Source organism: Shinella daejeonensis (genome assembly GCF_024281235.1).
Taxonomy (GTDB): Bacteria; Pseudomonadota; Alphaproteobacteria; order Rhizobiales; family Rhizobiaceae; genus Shinella; species Shinella daejeonensis.
In genome coordinates this window covers 33,948-49,812 of the sequence record NZ_JAHWXY010000007.1, presented here as the reverse complement: position 1 = coordinate 49,812, position 15,865 = coordinate 33,948, and the positions used below count along the sequence as shown (strand labels likewise).

Genomic DNA, 15,865 nt, shown 5'->3' with positions numbered 1-15,865 from the left:
CCTCACACCGAGAAATGGCCGGGGATGCGCAGATGGCGGCGCGCGACCTCGACGAAGAGCGGATCGCGTTTGGCGGCCCAGACGGCTGCGATATGGCCGACCGCCCAGATGAGAATGCCGGCGAACCAGAGCTGGAGGCCGAGGCCGACCGCCCCGGCCAGCGTGCCGTTGAGGATGGCGACGGATCGCGGCGCACCGCCGAGCAGGATCGGCTCGGTCAGGGCGCGGTGGACCGGGACAGCGAAGCCCGGCACCGCGTCGAGGGCCTCAAAACTCACGGCCATCAGACCAGCGCCCCGCCGCCGAAGCTGAAGAACGAGAGGAAGAACGAACTGGCGGCGAAGGCGATGGAGATGCCGAAGACGATCTGGATCAACCGCCTAAAACCGCCGCCGGTATCGCCGAAAGCCAGCGTCAGGCCGGTGACGATGATGATGATCACCGCCACGATCTTGGCCACCGGCCCTTCGACGGATTCGAGGATGGATTGCAGCGGCGCTTCCCAGGGCATCGAAGAGCCCGAGGCCCAGGCCGGGGATGTCATCAGGCTCACCCAGGCGAAGGCCGAGGCGGTAGCGATATGGTGACGGATGCGGAAGGCACGACGGATCATGCAGGTTCTCCAGTGTTGCGAGTGGTGTCGGGTTCTGAAAAGGCGGGAGAAATCCGGTAGTCGCCGTCGGCTCCGAGACCTTCGACGCGGGCGAGTTCGACAAGCCGCCGTGCGGAACCGCGACCGGCGAGAACGGCCACCACGTCGATGGTTTCCGCGATCATGGCGCGTGGGACGGTGACGACGGCTTCTTGGATGAGCTGTTCGAGGCGGCGCAGCGCGCCAATGCCGGAGCCGGCATGGATCGTGCCGACTCCTCCGGGGTGGCCCGTGCCCCAGGCTTTAAGGAGATCGAGCGCTTCGGCACCACGGACCTCGCCGATCGGTATACGGTCGGGGCGCAGACGTAGAGACGAACGCACCAGATCGGAGAGCGTGGCGACACCATCTTTGGTCCGCATCGCCACCAGATTGGGTGCGGCGCATTGCAGCTCGCGAATGTCCTCGATGATGACGACGCGATCCTGCGTCTTCGCCACCTCGGCGAGCAGCGCATTGGTCAGCGTGGTCTTGCCGGTGGAAGTGCCGCCTGCCACGAGGATGTTCGCTCGCGACTGAACGGCGGTGCGGAGCGTTTCCGCCTGATCGCCGGACATGATCCCGGCCGCGACATAATCCTCGAGCGTGAACACCGCGACGGCGGGCTTGCGGATGGCGAAGGCCGGAGCGGCCACGACCGGCGGCAGCAGTCCCTCGAAGCGCTCACCAGTCTCGGGCAGTTCGGCCGAGACGCGCGGGCTGCGGGCATGGACCTCGACGCCGACATGGTGAGCAACCAGCCGCACGATACGTTCGCCATCGGCGGCGGACAGCATCTCGCCGGTATCAGCCAGACCCTCGGACAGCCGGTCCACCCAGATCCGGCCATCGGGGTTCAGCATGACCTCGACGACGGACGTGTCCTGCAGCAGGGTTGAGATGGCGGGCCCGAGCGCCGTTCGGAGCATGCGGGCGCCGCGGTCAACACTTGCCTGTTTGTGATTGCTGCCAGCCATCTCGTCCCCGCTCAACCGGGGAGGCAAGATGCGATCCCCGGATGGGGATCACTAAAAGAGTCGTAAAACGGGCCGATTCAACAAGTTTCTGTCGTCGTAGTAGCGTGGGTTAAAAATACAGGAGAACGGCGGTGGCCATGCGCTGCACCAGGCTGCGTTCCTCCTCCCATGATCATCACTTGATTCGACCGGCTTCTAAGAGAGCCTCGTTTTATCGTCGTGCATGTTAACAGGGGGTGGTGAGTCAGGGCGTGCGGCGCTCCGAATACAATGCCAATTGGCAGATAGACGACTAATTCCAACCAGTCGCCGGACTTGACGAACGATCCGATGCGGTCAGCGAAAGTGAGTTAGATTTCGCGCTGGACCGCTACGATCTGCCGATAGAGCTGCTACATCAGAACAACCCAAGCGTGATGGCCGTGAGCACAATGTAGCGGCCCGCTTTCGCGATCGTCACGAGCAGTAGGAAACTCCCGAACGGTTCCCGCAAGACGCCGGCCGCCACGGTGAGCGCATCGCCGCCGATCGGTGCCCAGCTCAAGAGCAGGCTCCAGCGGCCCCAGCGTCGATACCAGCCGTTTGCGCGGTCGAGGGTTTGTTCGCTAACTGGAAACCAGCGCCGATGACGATAGTGCTCGACCCATCGCCCGAGCAGCCAGTTGAAAACGGAGCCGAGCACATTGCCGATAGTCGCGACGATCACCAGCAGGACAGGTGATTGCTTACCGAGGACCAGTAGCCCGACTAGCGCGGCCTCCGATTGGGCCGGCAGGATCGTGGCGGCGATGAAGGCGATGGCGAACAGCCCGGCCAGCGAGAGCACGTCCTCCACGTTCCCGGTCAGCGCTCGCGCGGCCATGCGAGGTGCATATCGTCAATCACATAGGCATGGGCATGACGATGCCCATGCCCGGCCTCCGCAAGATGCGGATGGTCGGCTGGAAGGTCGTCATGGCGATGCGCGACAATTTCGGGGTCATCTGACGGCCAGACGGCCAAGCCGGTGATGATGGCGACGGCGGCCACAGCCGCCAGGATGACGGCCGTGATCGGCAGGCCGAGCGCCGCGCCGGCCCATCCGGCGAGCGGATAGGCGATCAGCCAGCAAACATGGGAAAGTGCGAACTGGGCAGCGAATAGCGCCGGGCGGTCCTCCGGGTTGGCCGAGCGCCGAAGCAGGCGGCCGGATGGCGTCTGCGCCGTTGAATAGCCAAGACCGAGCAAGAACCAGAGGGGCAGCAGCCAGCCGTAACCGGGCAGCGCGGCCGCCGCCAGCGTTCCCACCACCAGCAGCGACGCACCCGCCAGCATCGCGGTGCGGTCGGGAACCGATTCCAACAGCTTCGGCAGGGCGAGTGCCGCGACCATCGAGCCTCCGCCGAAAGCGGCGAGTGCCAGCGCCATGGCCTGTTGGTCAAGACCGAAAACGACCTGCACATAGACGACCGTATTGACGATCACCAATGCTCCGGCCGAAGCGACAGCGAGATTGATCGCCAGCAACCCGCGCAGGCGCGGCGTCGCCAGATAGATGCGGATGCCGCGCGTTGTCCGATCATAGATGCCGCGCGGCTGCGACGGCTTCGGGCTTGGCAGCACGACCGACAGCACCAGCGCCGCCGAGATCAGGAAACCGATCATCGTGCCGGCGAACAGGTTGTGGAAGGAGATAAAGGCAAGCAGCGCCGCCGCCAGCATTGGGCTGACGACGCTTTCCAGATCATAGGCGAGCCGGGAGAGTGACAGGGCGCGTGTGTATTCCTGCTCATCAGGCAAAATGTCGGGGATTGTCGCCTGAAAGGTCGGCGTGAAGGCGGCCGAGGCCGATTGCAGCACGAAGATCAGGACATAGACTTGCCAGATTTCGGTAACGAACAGCAGAAACACCGTCACGGCGGCGCGCACGAGATCGAGCGCAACCAGCATAGCGCGGCGCGGTACGCGCTCCGCGAATGCCGACGCGATGGGCGCGACCGTCACATAGGCAATCATTTTGATGGTAAGCGCGGTTCCGAGGACCGCGCCGGCATCGGCTCCGGCCAGCTCGAAAGCGAGCAGGCCGAGGGCGACCGTGGCAAGGCCGGTCCCGACCAGTGCGATGACCTGAGCAAGAATGAGATGGCGATAGGTTCGGTTTTGGAGAATCGCCAGCATCACAGATATTTCGCTATTTCCTTGAATTCATCGATCGACTGCCGCCGCTCGCGGTCGAGCGGCCCAACCACTTCTTCAAGGCAGTGGTCGAGGTGATCCTGAATCAGCGTCTTCTTGGCGTGGGCGATTGCCTTCTCTACAGCATAGAGCTGCTGGGCGATGTCGAGGCACGGCCTGCCGGCCTCGATCATCTCGATAACCCCGTTCAGATGGCCGCCCGCGCGTTTTAATCGCTTGACGATCTGGGGGTGGGTTTCGTGGGGGTGCGGTGCCTGGCTCATGGGTATATGCTATCCTCCTGTAGGGGATATGCCAAGACTCTCAGAGAGCCAGTGTGCGATGTGATCTGTTCACTAATCTGATCCAGCCACATCCTCGGAAATCTCCTGCCGGAGCTTCGGCCCCTGCGCGAGGCGCCGACCGAGCGCCGTGATGAACGCCTCATATCGTTCGGCCGACTTGGCCTTCGCGGCCTTTGCCGCTGGCTCAGGCAGCGCCGGCGTTGTCGTGACCCAGAAGCGGATGAACACCGCGAGACTCTCGACGGCGATGCCGACATCGCGTTCCACGCGCGTCAGGCGGCGGTCGATCTGGTCGAGGCGTTTGGCGATGATCGCCTCTCGACGCTCGGCATCGTCCGGCGACAGGAAGGATGCGATGGCGGCTTCTGCGATCATGGACTGCGAGCGATCCCGGCGTGCCGCGAAGTCGGCCAGCGCCGACGTGACGTCGGGATCGAGATAGATCGTGACCTTCGCCTTCTTCTTTCGTCGTGTCATGGCGCTACAGCTCCATGCCATCGTTCGGGTTCATAGCGACCTGCCGGGCGATTCCCTGGACCTGGCTGATCATGCGTCGGTTCCGGGCAACATCTTCGTCCACGTCATCGGACAGATCGGGCTCGAACTCGTTCTCGATGGGCTTTTTCTTCTCTACCGGCTTCACGCGGCTGAGTTCGGGCTGCAACCGGCGCTCGGATTCGGTCGGATCTTCATCATCTGCCATGTGGTCCTCGTCATCCTCGGCAGGCCCGGGTCGCGCGGGGATCGGTAGCGTGGTCCAGTCGTCGGGGCGCGTTCCCTCGGGGCGCTTCAATTCGGGCGGGGAAAGAACCCGCTCCCGGAATCGGGCATCCTCAAAGTAGCGCGCCTTCGTCGCCCGGATCGGTGGGATGCCCGCCACCATGACGATCTCCTCATCAGGTGGAAGCTGCATGATCTCGCCTGGCGTCAGCAATTGCCGCGCGGTTTCCGAGCGCGAGACCATGAGATGCCCGAGCCAAGGCGACAACCTGTGCCCGGCATAGTTCTTCATCGCCTTCATCTCGGTGGCGGTGCCGAGGGCATCGGATACCCGCTTGGCGGTGCGTTCGTCGTTCGTGGCGAAGCTCACCCGGACATGGCAATTGTCGAGGATCGAGTTGTTCGGCCCATAGGCTTTCTCGATCTGGTTCAGCGACTGCGCAATCAGGAAACTCTTGAGGCCATAGCCGGCCATGAAGGCCAGCGCCGTCTCGAAGAAGTCCAGCCGCCCGAGCGCGGGAAACTCGTCGAGCATCAAAAGCAGCCGATGCCGCCCGGCGTTCGCCTGCAGATCCTCGGTCAGGCGGCGGCCAACCTGATTGAGCAGCAATCGCATCAGGGGTTTGGTGCGGTTGATGTCTGAAGGCGGCACGACGAGGTAGAGCGTGGTTGGCTGATCGCCGCTCACAATATCGCTGATCCGCCAGTCTGAGCGGCGCGTGACCTCGGCCACGACCGGATCGCGATAGAGGCCCAGAAACGACATCGCCGTCGACAACACGCCCGACCGCTCGTTCTCGGACTTGTTGCGCAGCTCGCGCGCCGCACTGGCCACGACCGGATGCGGCCCCGCCTCACCCAGATGCGCGGTCGTCATCATGGCGCGCAGGGTGGAGTCCACCGGACGCTTGGGATCGGACAGAAACCTAGCCACACCTGCCAGCGTCTTGTCTGGCTCGGCATAGAGAACGTGCAGGATCGCGCCGACGAGGAGAGAATGAGAGGTCTTTTCCCAATGGTTGCGCTTGTCGAGGCTGCCTTCGGGATCGACGAGGATGTCGGCGATGTTCTGGACGTCGCGCACCTCCCACTCGCCGCGACGCACCTCGAGCAGGGGATTATAGGCCGAGGATTTCGGGTTGGTCGGATCGAACAGCAGCACCCGGCCGTGGTGTGACCGAAACCCCGAGGTGAGTTGCCAGTTCTCGCCCTTGATGTCGTGGACAACAGCCGAACCCGGCCATGTCAGCAGCGTCGGCACCACCAGGCCGACACCCTTGCCCGAACGGGTCGGCGCGAAGCACAGCACATGCTCGGGGCCGTCATGCCGCAGATACTCGCGGTCATATCGGCCGAGGATCACGCCATCGGGATCGAGCAGGCCTGCGGCCTTCACTTCCGGCTTTCCTGCCCATCGCGCCGAGCCGTAGGTGGCGACGTTCTTCGCCTCGCGCGCCCGCCAGACCGACATGCCGATGGCGACCGCGATGGCGATGAAGCCGCCAGAGGCCGCGATGATCCCACCCTTGGCAAAGATCGGCGGCGCATAGGCTTCATAGAAATACCACCACCAGAAGATCGCCGGTGGATAATAGATCGGCGTCCCGAGCAGTTCGAACCAGGGCGGGCCGAGTTGGGCCTGATAGCCGAGGCTCCAGGCGACATATTGCGTCGCGCCCCAGGTGGTGGCGAGGATGATGAGGAAGACGATGGTGATCTGTCCCCAGAGGATTTTGGTGGCTGACATAGGCATAGATCCTTTCCGGTTGAAGTCAGAGGCCGAGGCTACGCTTGCGCCCGAAATCCCAATCGATGCCGCCATCGTCGCGGGCGACGCCGGAGACGTGACGGCCGATCTGCTTTTCCAGAGAGGGCGACCAGGGCACGAGCTGGAAGCCGAGGCCCCCGTTGGGTCCGGGACCCTCGATCATGGCGAAGCGGCCTGAGGCGAGCGCGAAGCGCTGGCGATATGAACCGGCGACATATTCGCCGCTGGCGGCGCGCTCGAAGGACATGCCGGTTTCAATCGCGAGCTTCTCGGCAAGGCTGTCGAGTTCGCGCCTGCGCAGCGTGCTGAGCAGCCGGCGCGCAAAGACGACGCGGCCGCCCTGCCGCTCGGCATAGCCCTCGCCGATCAGATGCTCCGCGCGCTCATCCAGAGCCTGACGGACCTCGGCACCAAAGCCGCTGTGCGAGAGCGCAATCGGATCGCGGGCGATGGCCTGCCGGTCGAGCCAGGTCGAGCCTTCGGCACCCAGCTGCGCACCAAGATCGAGATCGGAGCGGACGGCGAGTGCGACGCGGCGCTGCCCTTGCGCATCCTCGTAGGCACGCAGCTCGACGATTGAGCCGGGCGGGCTGTCGCCGGCGGCGTCCAGATGCGGTAGCCTGATGTGATGGCTGCGGCCGTCCACGCCGTCGACCACGGCATAGGCTGTGCCCTTCAGCTCGTCATCAAGGCCGCGCTCGACCAGACGGCCGATGACCGGAACGTCGAGGCTTTCACCGGCCAGGACATAGCTGGCCGAACCCCGCTCGATGCCGCGTTCGGTCAGAGCACGATGCATACGCTTGATGATGTCACCACGCTCGCCCAGCTCGCGCAGGACCGCTTCAGCCTCGGGCTTGATGAACCATTGTGACTGGCCGATCTGGTCAGCGACACCAAGCACTTCGAGGGTGCGGAGCCGACCGATCTTCAGCGTATGGAACTCGTCCTGCTGACGGTCGGCGAGCGGGGCGAGATCAACGATGCAGGTTTTGCCGGCGTCGCGCACAAGCTGGCGGTCGAGCTGGGTCCAGCGTTCGGCCTCGACCTGCCGCTCCAGATTGCGGTGGATCTCCAGATCGGTGCGCTGGCCGAGTTCCTGCGTGACGAGATCCTGTGCGCGGGCGCGCATCCCTTCCTTGATGTAGTCGCGAGAGATTACCAGGTCCTGGCCATCGTCGGTGCGGCCGCGCAGGATGATGTGGATATGAGGGTTGTCGGTGTTCCAGTGATCGACCGCGACCCAATCGAGTTTCGTGCCGAGGTCTTTCTCCATCTGCCCCATCAACTCGCGCGCGTGATCCTTGAGGTCGGCCATGTCCACTGCGTCCTCGGGCGACACGATGAAGCGGAAATGATGCCGGTCGTCCTCGCAGCGCTCCGCGAAAGCGCCGGCATCCATGTCGTCAATTTCCGGGCCGAACATCCGCGCCTTTTCCCCATCGCGGGTCACGCCGTCGCGGCGCAGGTAATTGAGGTGGGCACCAAGCGGCGCGGAGCGAGACATGTGACGAACCACGCGGGTCTTGATGACGACGTTGCGTGACTGCCCGGTCAGCAGGCGATTGGCCTGGATGCTGGCGCGCTGGCCGCGCCCGAAGCGGGAGCGATTGCCGGAAGCGATCTTGCCTGAGCGCGAGACCCGGCCACCAGCCTTCTGCGCGGCCGCCAGCGCCTGCGCGATGAAGGGCCGGGTCTGCTGCGCGCGGGTCGAACGGATGCGCCCCGGACGGATGCGGAACTCATGCTCATCGGACATGGCGCAGCCCGGCACGGTGCAAAAGAGAGTGGAAAATCAGGAAGATGGGCGCGAAGCACACGGCGCGCGTCAGCGTCGCACGGTGCGGAACGCGCCAGAAAACCACGCAAAAACAACCGCCCAACCGAAGCGCACCGTGCGCCTTTTTATCTAGCCATCCTTCGGTCGTGGTGCTTGCCGCCACTCCTCGCGCCCTCCATGACACGCCAGCGCACGATGGGATGCGAATTGCGTTGCCGCCGCTCATGGCTGGTCCCCGCCGGCATTGCGGGTGACGAAGAGGCCCTCGGGCTGCAAGGCGGTGAGCGACTCCGGTGCAGCCGGGAGGAGTGAAGGGGCGTCGTCCGGCGCACGACCCTGCAACGCTGGATCTGCGGGGGAAGTCCCATCTCCGCGCGCAACGAAGATCGCCGCCTCGCGCCAGTCGAGCGACCGGGCAGCAGCGGCAGCGGTGCCCGATGGCGCTTCGCCGTGCAGAATGGGAGCAAGCGAAGCGACATAGGCGCGCGTTTCGGCGGGCAGCGGACGATCCGCAAGGCGGTATTCGTCGTAGCGACTGGGGCCGGCATTGTAGGCTGCGAGCATCGCGGCCACATTGCCGTAGCGGTCCCACATCTCGCGCAGATACGCCGTCCCCGCGAGGATATTGTCGCGCGGCTCAAAGGGATCACGATCGAGAGCATGGCGGATGCGCAGCTCCGCCCAGGTGTCGGGCATCACCTGCATCAGCCCCATCGCACCCGCCGACGACAGCGCACGCACATCGCCCGCGCTTTCCGCCCGCATCACGGCCATGATCCATATCGCCGGGATGCCGAAACGCTGTGACGCCTCGGTGATGTGCGCGGCGTGCGGATGCAGGGCGGTCGCACGATCTGGCACAGTGGTCTGCGCCAGAATCGGCGGCGCGGCGACGGCCGGGATGAACAGGCCGGAAAGAAGAAGGAGGAAGATGCGGCGGCGGGCGCCGCATCTTCCCGAGGCGGGACGAGTGCAGGAGGTGATCATGCTCACTCCTCTTCGTCGCGCTTTTTCGGACGGTTCCAGCGCAGGCCCCATTCGCGGCCTTCGTCGTCCGACTGGAACAGGCGGGCGCGGATCGGCTGCTGGAAAACGGGATCGTCGAGCAGCACCGAGATGAACGGCCCCGCGCTTTCGCCGACATGTTTCCAGCCAGCGCCGACCTCCGGCCCGTCCTCATCGCCGAGATGGATGCGATAGGCGGGCGCCTTCTCGGAGTCCGTATTCTCGGCGGGAACGAAGGTCAGCTCGACGTCGAGCATGAGGGTGCGGACATGCCCGGAATAGCCGGACGGGGTGCGGGTGAATTGACCGATCAGTGCCATTGGAGGCTCCTTTCAAACGCGGTGGAGAAGATGCGGAGCGTTCGCACGCGCCGCTGCGGACGCGCCGTCACCGCATCGGCGCGCGCCAAACGAGGCGGCCATCGCCGTCCTCGTCGGTGAAAAGCGGAATGGCCCGACCGATTACCGTCGAGGCGGGAAACGGGCCAAAATAGCGGCCGTCGAGGCTGTCGCCGACGTCCGGGTTCATCAGGAAGATCTCGTCCTCGGCGACGGTGCGGCAGCCCTGCCAGACCGGCAGGTCGCGGCCCCGGCTGTCGCGGTCGCGGGCCTCGCCCATCTCGATCCCATCCACCGTGATCGCGCGGCCATGACGACACAGGCACTGTCCGGGCAGGCCGAGGACGTGCTTGAGAAGCGGCACGTCACGGGCGACGTGGCCGCGCGCGACCATGAAGGCCGCGACGGATTCGGGCGGCATGACCGCAACCAGATCGGGCACCTCGAGCCGGTCCGCCGGCGCGATGGTGTAGAAGCCGACCGGCACGCTGGCCGATGCGTTCCACACCAGCCTGGGCGCGGTCGGAACGCCGCTGGCGATGACGGTGGAAAGCCCCGCCGCCGTCAGCAGGACATAGCGGGCGCGGGTCATTGTCCGACCTCCCGGCGCCGAAGCCAGGCGAGATGGCGCTCCAGCGGATAGGGACGCGGCGCTTCCCCTGCGCTCATCCAGTGCGCGACATGGCGCCAGTGATCGGGATCGACCTCGGCGGGGTCGATGCCGAGCGCCTCGATCGCATCGACATGGTGAAGGACATCCTCGACCTTCGGCCAGGTTTCGATCCTGAGCAGGATTTCCGCGCCGGGACGCACGAAGGGCAGCGTCTGATAGGCGCAGCCGGGCGCGACGGCGCGCACGATGTCGATCCGCGAGATGACGGTGCCATAGTCATTCGCCGCCCAGCGGACGAATGCGAACACGGCACAGGGACGGAAAGAGACGGTGCGGCGGCTGCGGTCGAGGATATGTTCCCCGGCCTCCTGACCGAACCTGATCCAGAACTCGATCTTCTTTTCCACCCACGTCAGTTGCACGCGGGTCAGGTCATCTTCATGAGCTGCGGCGCCGATCATGAGCGCTCTCCTGACGTATCGGGGAATTCGCGCGCGAGCAGGTCGCGCAGCATGTCGGTGACGGTGCCGCCGCGCCTGATCGCTGCGATCTTGATCCGCCCGCGAAGCTCAGGCGTGATGTCGATCGTGAGCCGGGCTGTGTAGGCCGTCGCAGCGCCGCCACCTGCTGGCGGCGCGTCACCGGCCCTGATCCAGCCATCGGGATCGGCCGGGCGAGCAGCGAAGCCACGCTTCTCGTTGCGCGCCGTCATGACGCGCCTCCATCGTGAAACGACAGCACGGCGGCGATGCGCGCCCGCGCGCGCTCGGCCATGTCGGGATCGATCTCGCAGCCGATATAGCGGCGGCCGGAAAGCCGGCAGGCTTCGCCTGCCGCGCCGGAGCCCGCGAACCAATCGCCGACCAGCCCGCCTTCGGGGCAACTCGTGCGGATCAGGATTTCCAGCAGCGCCGACGGTTTCTCGGTCGGATGGATCGCACGGCCGTGGCAGTTGCGTAGGTAGATGACCGACCGCATGAGGCGCGGGCCACCGTCATGGCTGACATATTGGCCAGCGTCGATCTGGCCGGTATGGGGAGGACGTTGCTTGCGGCGAACCGTCCGCGCGGTGGCGTCGGGCGTGGTCTGGACGTCGTTGTGGATGTCACGCCAGGCGGTCTCTGCCGGATAAAACTGGACGGCCAGCTCATGCACCCGCTTGAAGCGGTCGGCATGAAATCCGGTGCCGTTCTGCTTTTCCCAGACGATCTCCTGCGCGATCCGCAAGCCGGCATCGGCGAAGCGGTCGGCCGTCGCCATGAAGCAGCGCAGCGAGCCGAAGACCCAAAGCGAGCCGGTAGGCCGGAGGGCGGCGCGCGCCAGCGCGACCCAGCCCTCGACGCGCCGGTCCCAGGCGAGCGAGGTGTCGCCATAGGGCGGATCGGCGATGATCATGTCATAAGGCGCGTGCCAGGGCATTTCTTCACGGCAGTCGCCGGTGAGGACGCTCATCGTGCGGCCCTCCCGATGCCCAGCCCTTCGATCTCGGCGGTAAGCGCGGCGATCTCACAGGCGGCAGGAGATTGGCGATCAATCTCGCTGGCGAGCCGCCCGGACTGCGCGGCGTCGGCGAAGACGACGCGCTGGCCGATGGCGCTGGCGAGCACCGGCGGATCGTGGCCGGCGAGCGTTTCGGCCGTCTCGCGGGCGATGACGATGCGGGCGCCGCAGCGGTTGAGCGCGAAGCGGGCGATGAGCTGCGGCCGGTAGATGCGGGCCTCCGCAAGGAGGGACAGCATCTCGGCCGAGGCCCAGCCATCGAACGGCGAGGGCTGCACCGGGATCAACACCAGATCGGCGGCGAGCAGCGCCGAGCGCATGAGCCCGGCGACGCGTGGCGGCCCGTCGATGACGATATGATCGGCATCGCGAGCGAGTTCGGGCGCCTCACGGTGCAGCGTGTCGCGGGCCAGGCCCACGGTGCCGAAGGCGCGTGGCAGGCCCTCACGCGCGCGCTGCTGCGACCAGTCGAGGGCAGATCCCTGCGGATCGGCGTCGATCAGGGTGACGCGGCTGCCCCGGCTCGCCAGTTCACCGGCGAGATGCAGGGCCAGCGTCGTCTTGCCGACGCCGCCCTTCTGGTTGAGGAGCACAATGATCATCGCCGGCCCTCCGGCGGATCGAGCGGAAGGCGGGGCGTGTCGGGAGCTTCAGGCGTCTCGGCCGTGCCTCGATCAGATGCCGGTCGAGACGATTTCGGGACGTCGGATGCCCTCTTCTTCCCGGCTATACTGAGGCTTTTCGCGGTGTCGCGGATGAGGTTTTCCACATCGCGCGCACGCTCTTCAAGGTTAGAGTCTATGTTAGACTCTAAGTTAAGGGCGCGATTTCGTGAATGACGGCCGTAGGTTAAGGCCGGTTTCGGTTCCTGATAGCACGAGCCTCGGGTTCCCGATAGCACGATAGTCCGGGTTCCCGATAGCACGAGGCCATTCACAGGTTTTCCACAGGGCGCGGTGGGCTCGAAGGCGAGCAGCATGCGGCCGCCGATCTCGGCTTCGAGAAACAGCGTGTAGCCCGGCAGAGGCTGGCGCCGGATAATGTCGCGCAGCTCGAAGGCGAAGCGCTTGAACGGTGACAGGCTGCCGGATTTCTGATGGAGGTGATGGAAGTCGAAGCGCCAGCCATCGCGCTGGCGGCCGCCATGCTTGCGCACTAGGCGATAGAGCCAGCGGTCGAGGCCGCCGGTCAGGTCGAAATAGGTCCGGTCGATCGTCAGCACGAGGGCATCGTCGAGGACGGCTTGGTAGAACCAGTCCGGCACGATCATCTCGATCCCGTCGGGGCGGCCGTTGCGGTCGGTGCGCTCCTGCCATTCGTTGATCCACGAGAAGCGGTGGCGTCGACCCTCGGCCGGCTGGCGGATCGAGGTGGAAATCGTGGTCGATTGCAGCCGGTCGAGGGCCGCTTTCAAGCGCTGGTAGTCGCGTGAGCCCGTGCCACGCCCGACATAGGTGAGGATTTCATAGGGGGTGGCGGCCATCAGCCGCGAGGTGCGAAGCCCGGTATCGCGGGCTTCGACAATCTGGCTCGCGGCCCAGATCAGGATGTCCGCATCCCAGATCGTGGCCATACCGTGATCGGGAACGGCCTCGACCCGGATGGTCACGCTGCCTGCGGTGAAGTCGATGGGCGCGATGCGCTTCGACTTGGCGAGGGAAAAGAAGGGATAGGCCATGAGATCCTGCGCGTCTCGTGGCGCGAAGTCGCCGGGAAGCGCCCTAAACAAGTCGAGCTGCCCGCGCTCGGAAGAGAGTCGACGTCGCACCGCCATGAAGGGAAACCGGTTGCGATCAGCGGGCGTAGCGGCCAGCCTGTCGACCGGACGGAACGGCCTGTCGCTTGGCGGGCAGGATGGAACCGCGCGGATCGGAGGTGGATGTGACCGCACCGCGCTCGGTCCAGGCTTCGAGATCGTCGATGGCATAGACGACGCGGCCGCCGAGTTTGCGATAGGCGGGGCCGGTCCCGTAGGTGCGATGCTTTTCCAGCGTTCGCGCCGACAGGCTGAGGAAGTCGGCGGCTTCCTTGGTGCGCAGAAAGCGCGGCGGCAGAATGACGGGTTCGTGCGGCATGGAACGGGTCTCCGTGGTGTTGGGACGGCCGCTGGGGATCAGCGGCGGGCAAGGACCACGGTGGCGAAGGAGAACCGGCGAGTTGCAGGGCGAAGTTGGGGGGTATCGAAATCGCCCACCATCGGGCGCACGAAGTTGCGCTAGCGTGGGCGGCGATGACGCAGGAGTTTTCGATAGCCACCGGCGACCATCGTGCGGGCATTGCGCATCAGCGCCTTGATGGCATGGCGGGCCGAGGATGCCTGCCATTCGTCACGGTCGAGATGACCGATGTTCAGGAGAGCTTGAGCGATTTCCTGTTGTGTTGCGCCGGCCCGATGTCCGTCGAAGGCTTGCAGCATCCGGCGGAGACGTGCGCGTTGTTGCAGGGTCAGGCGTGTGTCGGGCGGGATGGCGCGGCCATGCAGTGCAGAGAGGAAACGACGAATGGCTTCGATCCGGTCGAAGCCGTCGAGGCCGAGCGAAACCACGGCCACCGTAATCGTCTCGCTGTTCACAGCGCCATCGAGGATCTGGAGCTTCTGCCCGTTGCCGAGCGCGAAACGGAAATCGCCGTCGGCGCCGTCTGCCGGAAGGTGAACACGCCAGATGGCCGGGACATGGCCGAGGCTGTCTTCGAATGCCGGCGGAGCTGGGGCCAACAGGATCGCGCTCGTGTCCTCTTGCGGCATCCAGACGACGGGGGCGTCAGGAGGTGCGGCCTGGGGATCGACCGGGAAATCGCAACCCCCACCGCCGCCGGATATGCTCGGTCAGCGGTTCGGGGTCTCCATGGTCAGAGGCCGAAGCTTCAAAATCTGCGTCATAGGCTTCGTTGCGGCGAAGCCATTCCCATGCCAGATCGGATGCCGTCAACGCATCCAGACGGTCATATTCCGCCGAAGAACGCCAGGTCGATGCGTCAGGTGTCATCACGGCCTCCCGAGGCTCTTCCAGAGGGATAGGGAAGACTCAGAATTCACGCGTTGGTTGATCTCGGGAAGTCGGGTGACGGTCAACGGGTGATGCGTCGCGCGCATCACGATCAGGTCTTTCGCTGGCTTTCGCGGACCAGTTCGCGGTAGCCGTGTTCGGTCATCCAATGCGCGCGGGCAAGGTGAGCATCATGGATGGAGCGGCAGCGCTCGGGATCGCGGTCGGGACTCAGGCCAAAAAGAACATGCACGGCCTCGCGCCAGTCGGCACCGTCGCGTTCCGCATCGAGCAGCCGCATATAGAGCTTCATATGTTCGCGATCATAAGATGTCAGCGAATCACTGGATGGCGGTTTATCCAGAAACGCCTGTATTGCCTGTGCCATCACTTTCTCATCGTCGCAGGTAACGCATTTGTTAACCATCTCCGTTGGGAGATAGCCATCCTTTTTGACGAGAACTGGTCGCAACGGCAGCCGTGACGTCACCGTTTCGCGTTGCTGCCTTCGTGAAGGAGCAGCACGCCCTCGCCCTTGTCGGTGGACAGGAAAACGATCCCGGCGGCTTCGAGCGCGCGGCGCACCTCATCGCGCGTGGATTCGAACACCTCGAGTCCGTTCTCGGATTCGAGGCGTTTGAGCGCAGTGAGTGATACACGGGCCTTGTCAGCGAGCGTCTCCTGTGTCCAACCCAGCAACGCACGCGCGGCCCGTGACTGTCGGGCGGTGATCATACATGATCACCTCCCATTCGGACCTGCACGCACTCTAGAACTACGACTATTTTAGTCGTTCTATGATCGCGCGCCAGTCTGTTTCTGCGCGAAAACGCCTGATTTGGCGAAACTTGGCCTCACGGCCTCGCATCTGATTCGGTCGCCGGGCGGTCATACCGATGGCGTCCTGGGAATACGGCTCAACAGGTTCAGGGAGAGGAGGATGGGTTTGGGAAGGAGGGTGAGGGAACCGTCGCCTCCTTCCCATGGGTGGGTTCAAGGGAGGGGCTTCAGCCCTTCCCTTGGGGAGGATGTTTGAAGGAGGGGGCCTGCCCCTTCCTTCATGGGGAGAGTTTGAGAGGGGTGGCTT

General features: G+C 64.9%; 22 protein-coding genes. All 22 read right to left on the bottom strand.

Going from position 1 to position 15,865, the window contains the following annotated elements; all coding sequences use genetic code 11:
* Positions 1–2: 2 nt before the first annotated feature.
* The gene (locus KYK29_RS16130; RefSeq protein WP_254691926.1) at positions 3–284 is read right to left on the bottom strand and encodes a VirB3 family type IV secretion system protein; all 282 of its coding nucleotides are present in this window, start codon (positions 282–284) and stop codon (positions 3–5) included.
* Positions 284–613, bottom strand: a complete 330-nt coding sequence (locus tag KYK29_RS16125) for a TrbC/VirB2 family type IV secretion system protein (protein WP_028710779.1) — start codon at positions 611–613, stop codon at positions 284–286. Before KYK29_RS16125 ends, KYK29_RS16130 begins: the two co-directional genes overlap by 1 nt.
* The gene (gene trbB / locus KYK29_RS16120; RefSeq protein ID WP_254691925.1) at positions 610–1,608 is read right to left on the bottom strand and encodes a P-type conjugative transfer ATPase TrbB; all 999 of its coding nucleotides are present in this window, start codon (positions 1,606–1,608) and stop codon (positions 610–612) included. The genes KYK29_RS16125 and trbB overlap by 4 nt, the downstream gene beginning before the upstream one ends.
* Before the next feature lie 397 nt (positions 1,609–2,005).
* Complete coding sequence (locus KYK29_RS16115; RefSeq protein ID WP_254691924.1) at positions 2,006–2,470, bottom strand: YqaA family protein; 465 nt, start codon at positions 2,468–2,470, stop codon at positions 2,006–2,008.
* Positions 2,452–3,765 carry an MFS transporter gene (locus KYK29_RS16110; protein ID WP_254691923.1) on the bottom strand — a complete coding sequence of 438 codons (1,314 nt, stop codon included), beginning with the start codon at positions 3,763–3,765 and terminating at the stop codon, positions 2,452–2,454. Before KYK29_RS16110 ends, KYK29_RS16115 begins: the two co-directional genes overlap by 19 nt.
* Entirely contained in the window at positions 3,765–4,046 is a 282-nt protein-coding gene (locus KYK29_RS16105) for a metal-sensing transcriptional repressor (protein WP_254691922.1), read from the bottom strand. Before KYK29_RS16105 ends, KYK29_RS16110 begins: the two co-directional genes overlap by 1 nt.
* 72 nt (positions 4,047–4,118) lie before the next feature.
* Positions 4,119–4,544: a CopG family transcriptional regulator gene (locus KYK29_RS16100; protein WP_254691921.1), complete on the bottom strand. Its 426-nt coding sequence runs from the start codon at positions 4,542–4,544 to the stop codon at positions 4,119–4,121.
* Positions 4,545–4,548: 4 nt separating this feature from the next.
* Complete coding sequence (locus KYK29_RS16095) at positions 4,549–6,534, bottom strand: conjugal transfer protein TraG (RefSeq protein WP_254691920.1); 1,986 nt, start codon at positions 6,532–6,534, stop codon at positions 4,549–4,551.
* Between the two features lie 25 nt (positions 6,535–6,559).
* A complete protein-coding gene (locus tag KYK29_RS16090; RefSeq protein WP_254691919.1) occupies positions 6,560–8,314 on the bottom strand; it encodes a relaxase/mobilization nuclease domain-containing protein in 1,755 nt (584 codons plus the stop codon).
* A 243-nt stretch (positions 8,315–8,557) separates the two neighbouring features.
* Complete coding sequence (locus KYK29_RS16085; RefSeq protein ID WP_254691918.1) at positions 8,558–9,322, bottom strand: lytic transglycosylase domain-containing protein; 765 nt, start codon at positions 9,320–9,322, stop codon at positions 8,558–8,560.
* 2 nt (positions 9,323–9,324) lie between these two features.
* Complete coding sequence (locus KYK29_RS16080) at positions 9,325–9,660, bottom strand: DUF736 domain-containing protein (RefSeq protein WP_254691917.1); 336 nt, start codon at positions 9,658–9,660, stop codon at positions 9,325–9,327.
* Positions 9,661–9,727: 67 nt separating this feature from the next.
* Entirely contained in the window at positions 9,728–10,270 is a 543-nt protein-coding gene (locus tag KYK29_RS16075; RefSeq protein ID WP_254691916.1) for a S26 family signal peptidase, read from the bottom strand.
* A complete protein-coding gene (locus KYK29_RS16070) occupies positions 10,267–10,752 on the bottom strand; it encodes a DUF2840 domain-containing protein (protein ID WP_254691915.1) in 486 nt (161 codons plus the stop codon). The genes KYK29_RS16075 and KYK29_RS16070 overlap by 4 nt, the downstream gene beginning before the upstream one ends.
* Positions 10,749–11,003, bottom strand: coding sequence for a hypothetical protein (locus KYK29_RS16065; RefSeq protein ID WP_254691914.1), 255 nt, complete (start codon positions 11,001–11,003; stop codon positions 10,749–10,751). The genes KYK29_RS16070 and KYK29_RS16065 overlap by 4 nt, the downstream gene beginning before the upstream one ends.
* Positions 11,000–11,743 (bottom strand): DNA-methyltransferase, encoded by a 744-nt coding sequence (locus tag KYK29_RS16060; RefSeq protein ID WP_254691913.1) that lies wholly within the window; start codon positions 11,741–11,743, stop codon positions 11,000–11,002. Before KYK29_RS16060 ends, KYK29_RS16065 begins: the two co-directional genes overlap by 4 nt.
* A complete protein-coding gene (gene parA / locus KYK29_RS16055) occupies positions 11,740–12,393 on the bottom strand; it encodes a ParA family partition ATPase (RefSeq protein WP_254691912.1) in 654 nt (217 codons plus the stop codon). Before parA ends, KYK29_RS16060 begins: the two co-directional genes overlap by 4 nt.
* Positions 12,390–13,565 (bottom strand): replication initiator protein A, encoded by a 1,176-nt coding sequence (locus tag KYK29_RS16050; RefSeq protein ID WP_254691911.1) that lies wholly within the window; start codon positions 13,563–13,565, stop codon positions 12,390–12,392. The genes parA and KYK29_RS16050 overlap by 4 nt, the downstream gene beginning before the upstream one ends.
* 19 nt (positions 13,566–13,584) lie before the next feature.
* Positions 13,585–13,866, bottom strand: coding sequence for a helix-turn-helix transcriptional regulator (locus tag KYK29_RS16045; protein ID WP_094463135.1), 282 nt, complete (start codon positions 13,864–13,866; stop codon positions 13,585–13,587).
* A 140-nt stretch (positions 13,867–14,006) separates the two neighbouring features.
* Positions 14,007–14,507 carry a DUF2285 domain-containing protein gene (locus KYK29_RS16040; RefSeq protein WP_254691910.1) on the bottom strand — a complete coding sequence of 167 codons (501 nt, stop codon included), beginning with the start codon at positions 14,505–14,507 and terminating at the stop codon, positions 14,007–14,009.
* Between the two features lie 46 nt (positions 14,508–14,553).
* Entirely contained in the window at positions 14,554–14,778 is a 225-nt protein-coding gene (locus tag KYK29_RS16035; RefSeq protein WP_254691909.1) for a transcriptional regulator domain-containing protein, read from the bottom strand.
* 112 nt (positions 14,779–14,890) lie between these two features.
* Positions 14,891–15,166, bottom strand: a complete 276-nt coding sequence (locus KYK29_RS16030; RefSeq protein WP_254692043.1) for a DNA -binding domain-containing protein — start codon at positions 15,164–15,166, stop codon at positions 14,891–14,893.
* 98 nt (positions 15,167–15,264) lie between these two features.
* Positions 15,265–15,513, bottom strand: a complete 249-nt coding sequence (locus KYK29_RS16025; protein WP_094463139.1) for a helix-turn-helix domain-containing protein — start codon at positions 15,511–15,513, stop codon at positions 15,265–15,267.
* Positions 15,514–15,865: the final 352 nt, after the last annotated feature.

Bases quoted from the DNA above. Each gene is read 5' to 3' on its own strand.
- KYK29_RS16065 (WP_254691914.1), bottom strand. From the start codon at position 11,003: ATGACGGCGCGCAACGAGAAGCGTGGCTTCGCTGCTCGCCCGGCCGAT.
- trbB (WP_254691925.1), bottom strand. From the start codon at position 1,608: ATGGCTGGCAGCAATCACAAACAGGCAAGTGTTGACCGCGGCGCCCGC.
- KYK29_RS16030 (WP_254692043.1), bottom strand. From the start codon at position 15,166: ATGGCACAGGCAATACAGGCGTTTCTGGATAAACCGCCATCCAGTGAT.
- KYK29_RS16100 (WP_254691921.1), bottom strand. From the start codon at position 4,544: ATGACACGACGAAAGAAGAAGGCGAAGGTCACGATCTATCTCGATCCC.
- KYK29_RS16070 (WP_254691915.1), bottom strand. From the start codon at position 10,752: ATGATCGGCGCCGCAGCTCATGAAGATGACCTGACCCGCGTGCAACTG.
- KYK29_RS16080 (WP_254691917.1), bottom strand. From the start codon at position 9,660: ATGGCACTGATCGGTCAATTCACCCGCACCCCGTCCGGCTATTCCGGG.
- KYK29_RS16060 (WP_254691913.1), bottom strand. From the start codon at position 11,743: ATGAGCGTCCTCACCGGCGACTGCCGTGAAGAAATGCCCTGGCACGCG.
- KYK29_RS16125 (WP_028710779.1), bottom strand. From the start codon at position 613: ATGATCCGTCGTGCCTTCCGCATCCGTCACCATATCGCTACCGCCTCG.
- parA (WP_254691912.1), bottom strand. From the start codon at position 12,393: ATGATCATTGTGCTCCTCAACCAGAAGGGCGGCGTCGGCAAGACGACG.
- KYK29_RS16115 (WP_254691924.1), bottom strand. From the start codon at position 2,470: ATGGCCGCGCGAGCGCTGACCGGGAACGTGGAGGACGTGCTCTCGCTG.
- KYK29_RS16075 (WP_254691916.1), bottom strand. From the start codon at position 10,270: ATGACCCGCGCCCGCTATGTCCTGCTGACGGCGGCGGGGCTTTCCACC.
- KYK29_RS16035 (WP_254691909.1), bottom strand. From the start codon at position 14,778: ATGACACCTGACGCATCGACCTGGCGTTCTTCGGCGGAATATGACCGT.
- KYK29_RS16025 (WP_094463139.1), bottom strand. From the start codon at position 15,513: ATGATCACCGCCCGACAGTCACGGGCCGCGCGTGCGTTGCTGGGTTGG.
- KYK29_RS16095 (WP_254691920.1), bottom strand. From the start codon at position 6,534: ATGTCAGCCACCAAAATCCTCTGGGGACAGATCACCATCGTCTTCCTC.
- KYK29_RS16045 (WP_094463135.1), bottom strand. From the start codon at position 13,866: ATGCCGCACGAACCCGTCATTCTGCCGCCGCGCTTTCTGCGCACCAAG.
- KYK29_RS16105 (WP_254691922.1), bottom strand. From the start codon at position 4,046: ATGAGCCAGGCACCGCACCCCCACGAAACCCACCCCCAGATCGTCAAG.
- KYK29_RS16085 (WP_254691918.1), bottom strand. From the start codon at position 9,322: ATGATCACCTCCTGCACTCGTCCCGCCTCGGGAAGATGCGGCGCCCGC.
- KYK29_RS16090 (WP_254691919.1), bottom strand. From the start codon at position 8,314: ATGTCCGATGAGCATGAGTTCCGCATCCGTCCGGGGCGCATCCGTTCG.
- KYK29_RS16110 (WP_254691923.1), bottom strand. From the start codon at position 3,765: ATGCTGGCGATTCTCCAAAACCGAACCTATCGCCATCTCATTCTTGCT.
- KYK29_RS16050 (WP_254691911.1), bottom strand. From the start codon at position 13,565: ATGGCGGTGCGACGTCGACTCTCTTCCGAGCGCGGGCAGCTCGACTTG.
- KYK29_RS16130 (WP_254691926.1), bottom strand. From the start codon at position 284: ATGGCCGTGAGTTTTGAGGCCCTCGACGCGGTGCCGGGCTTCGCTGTC.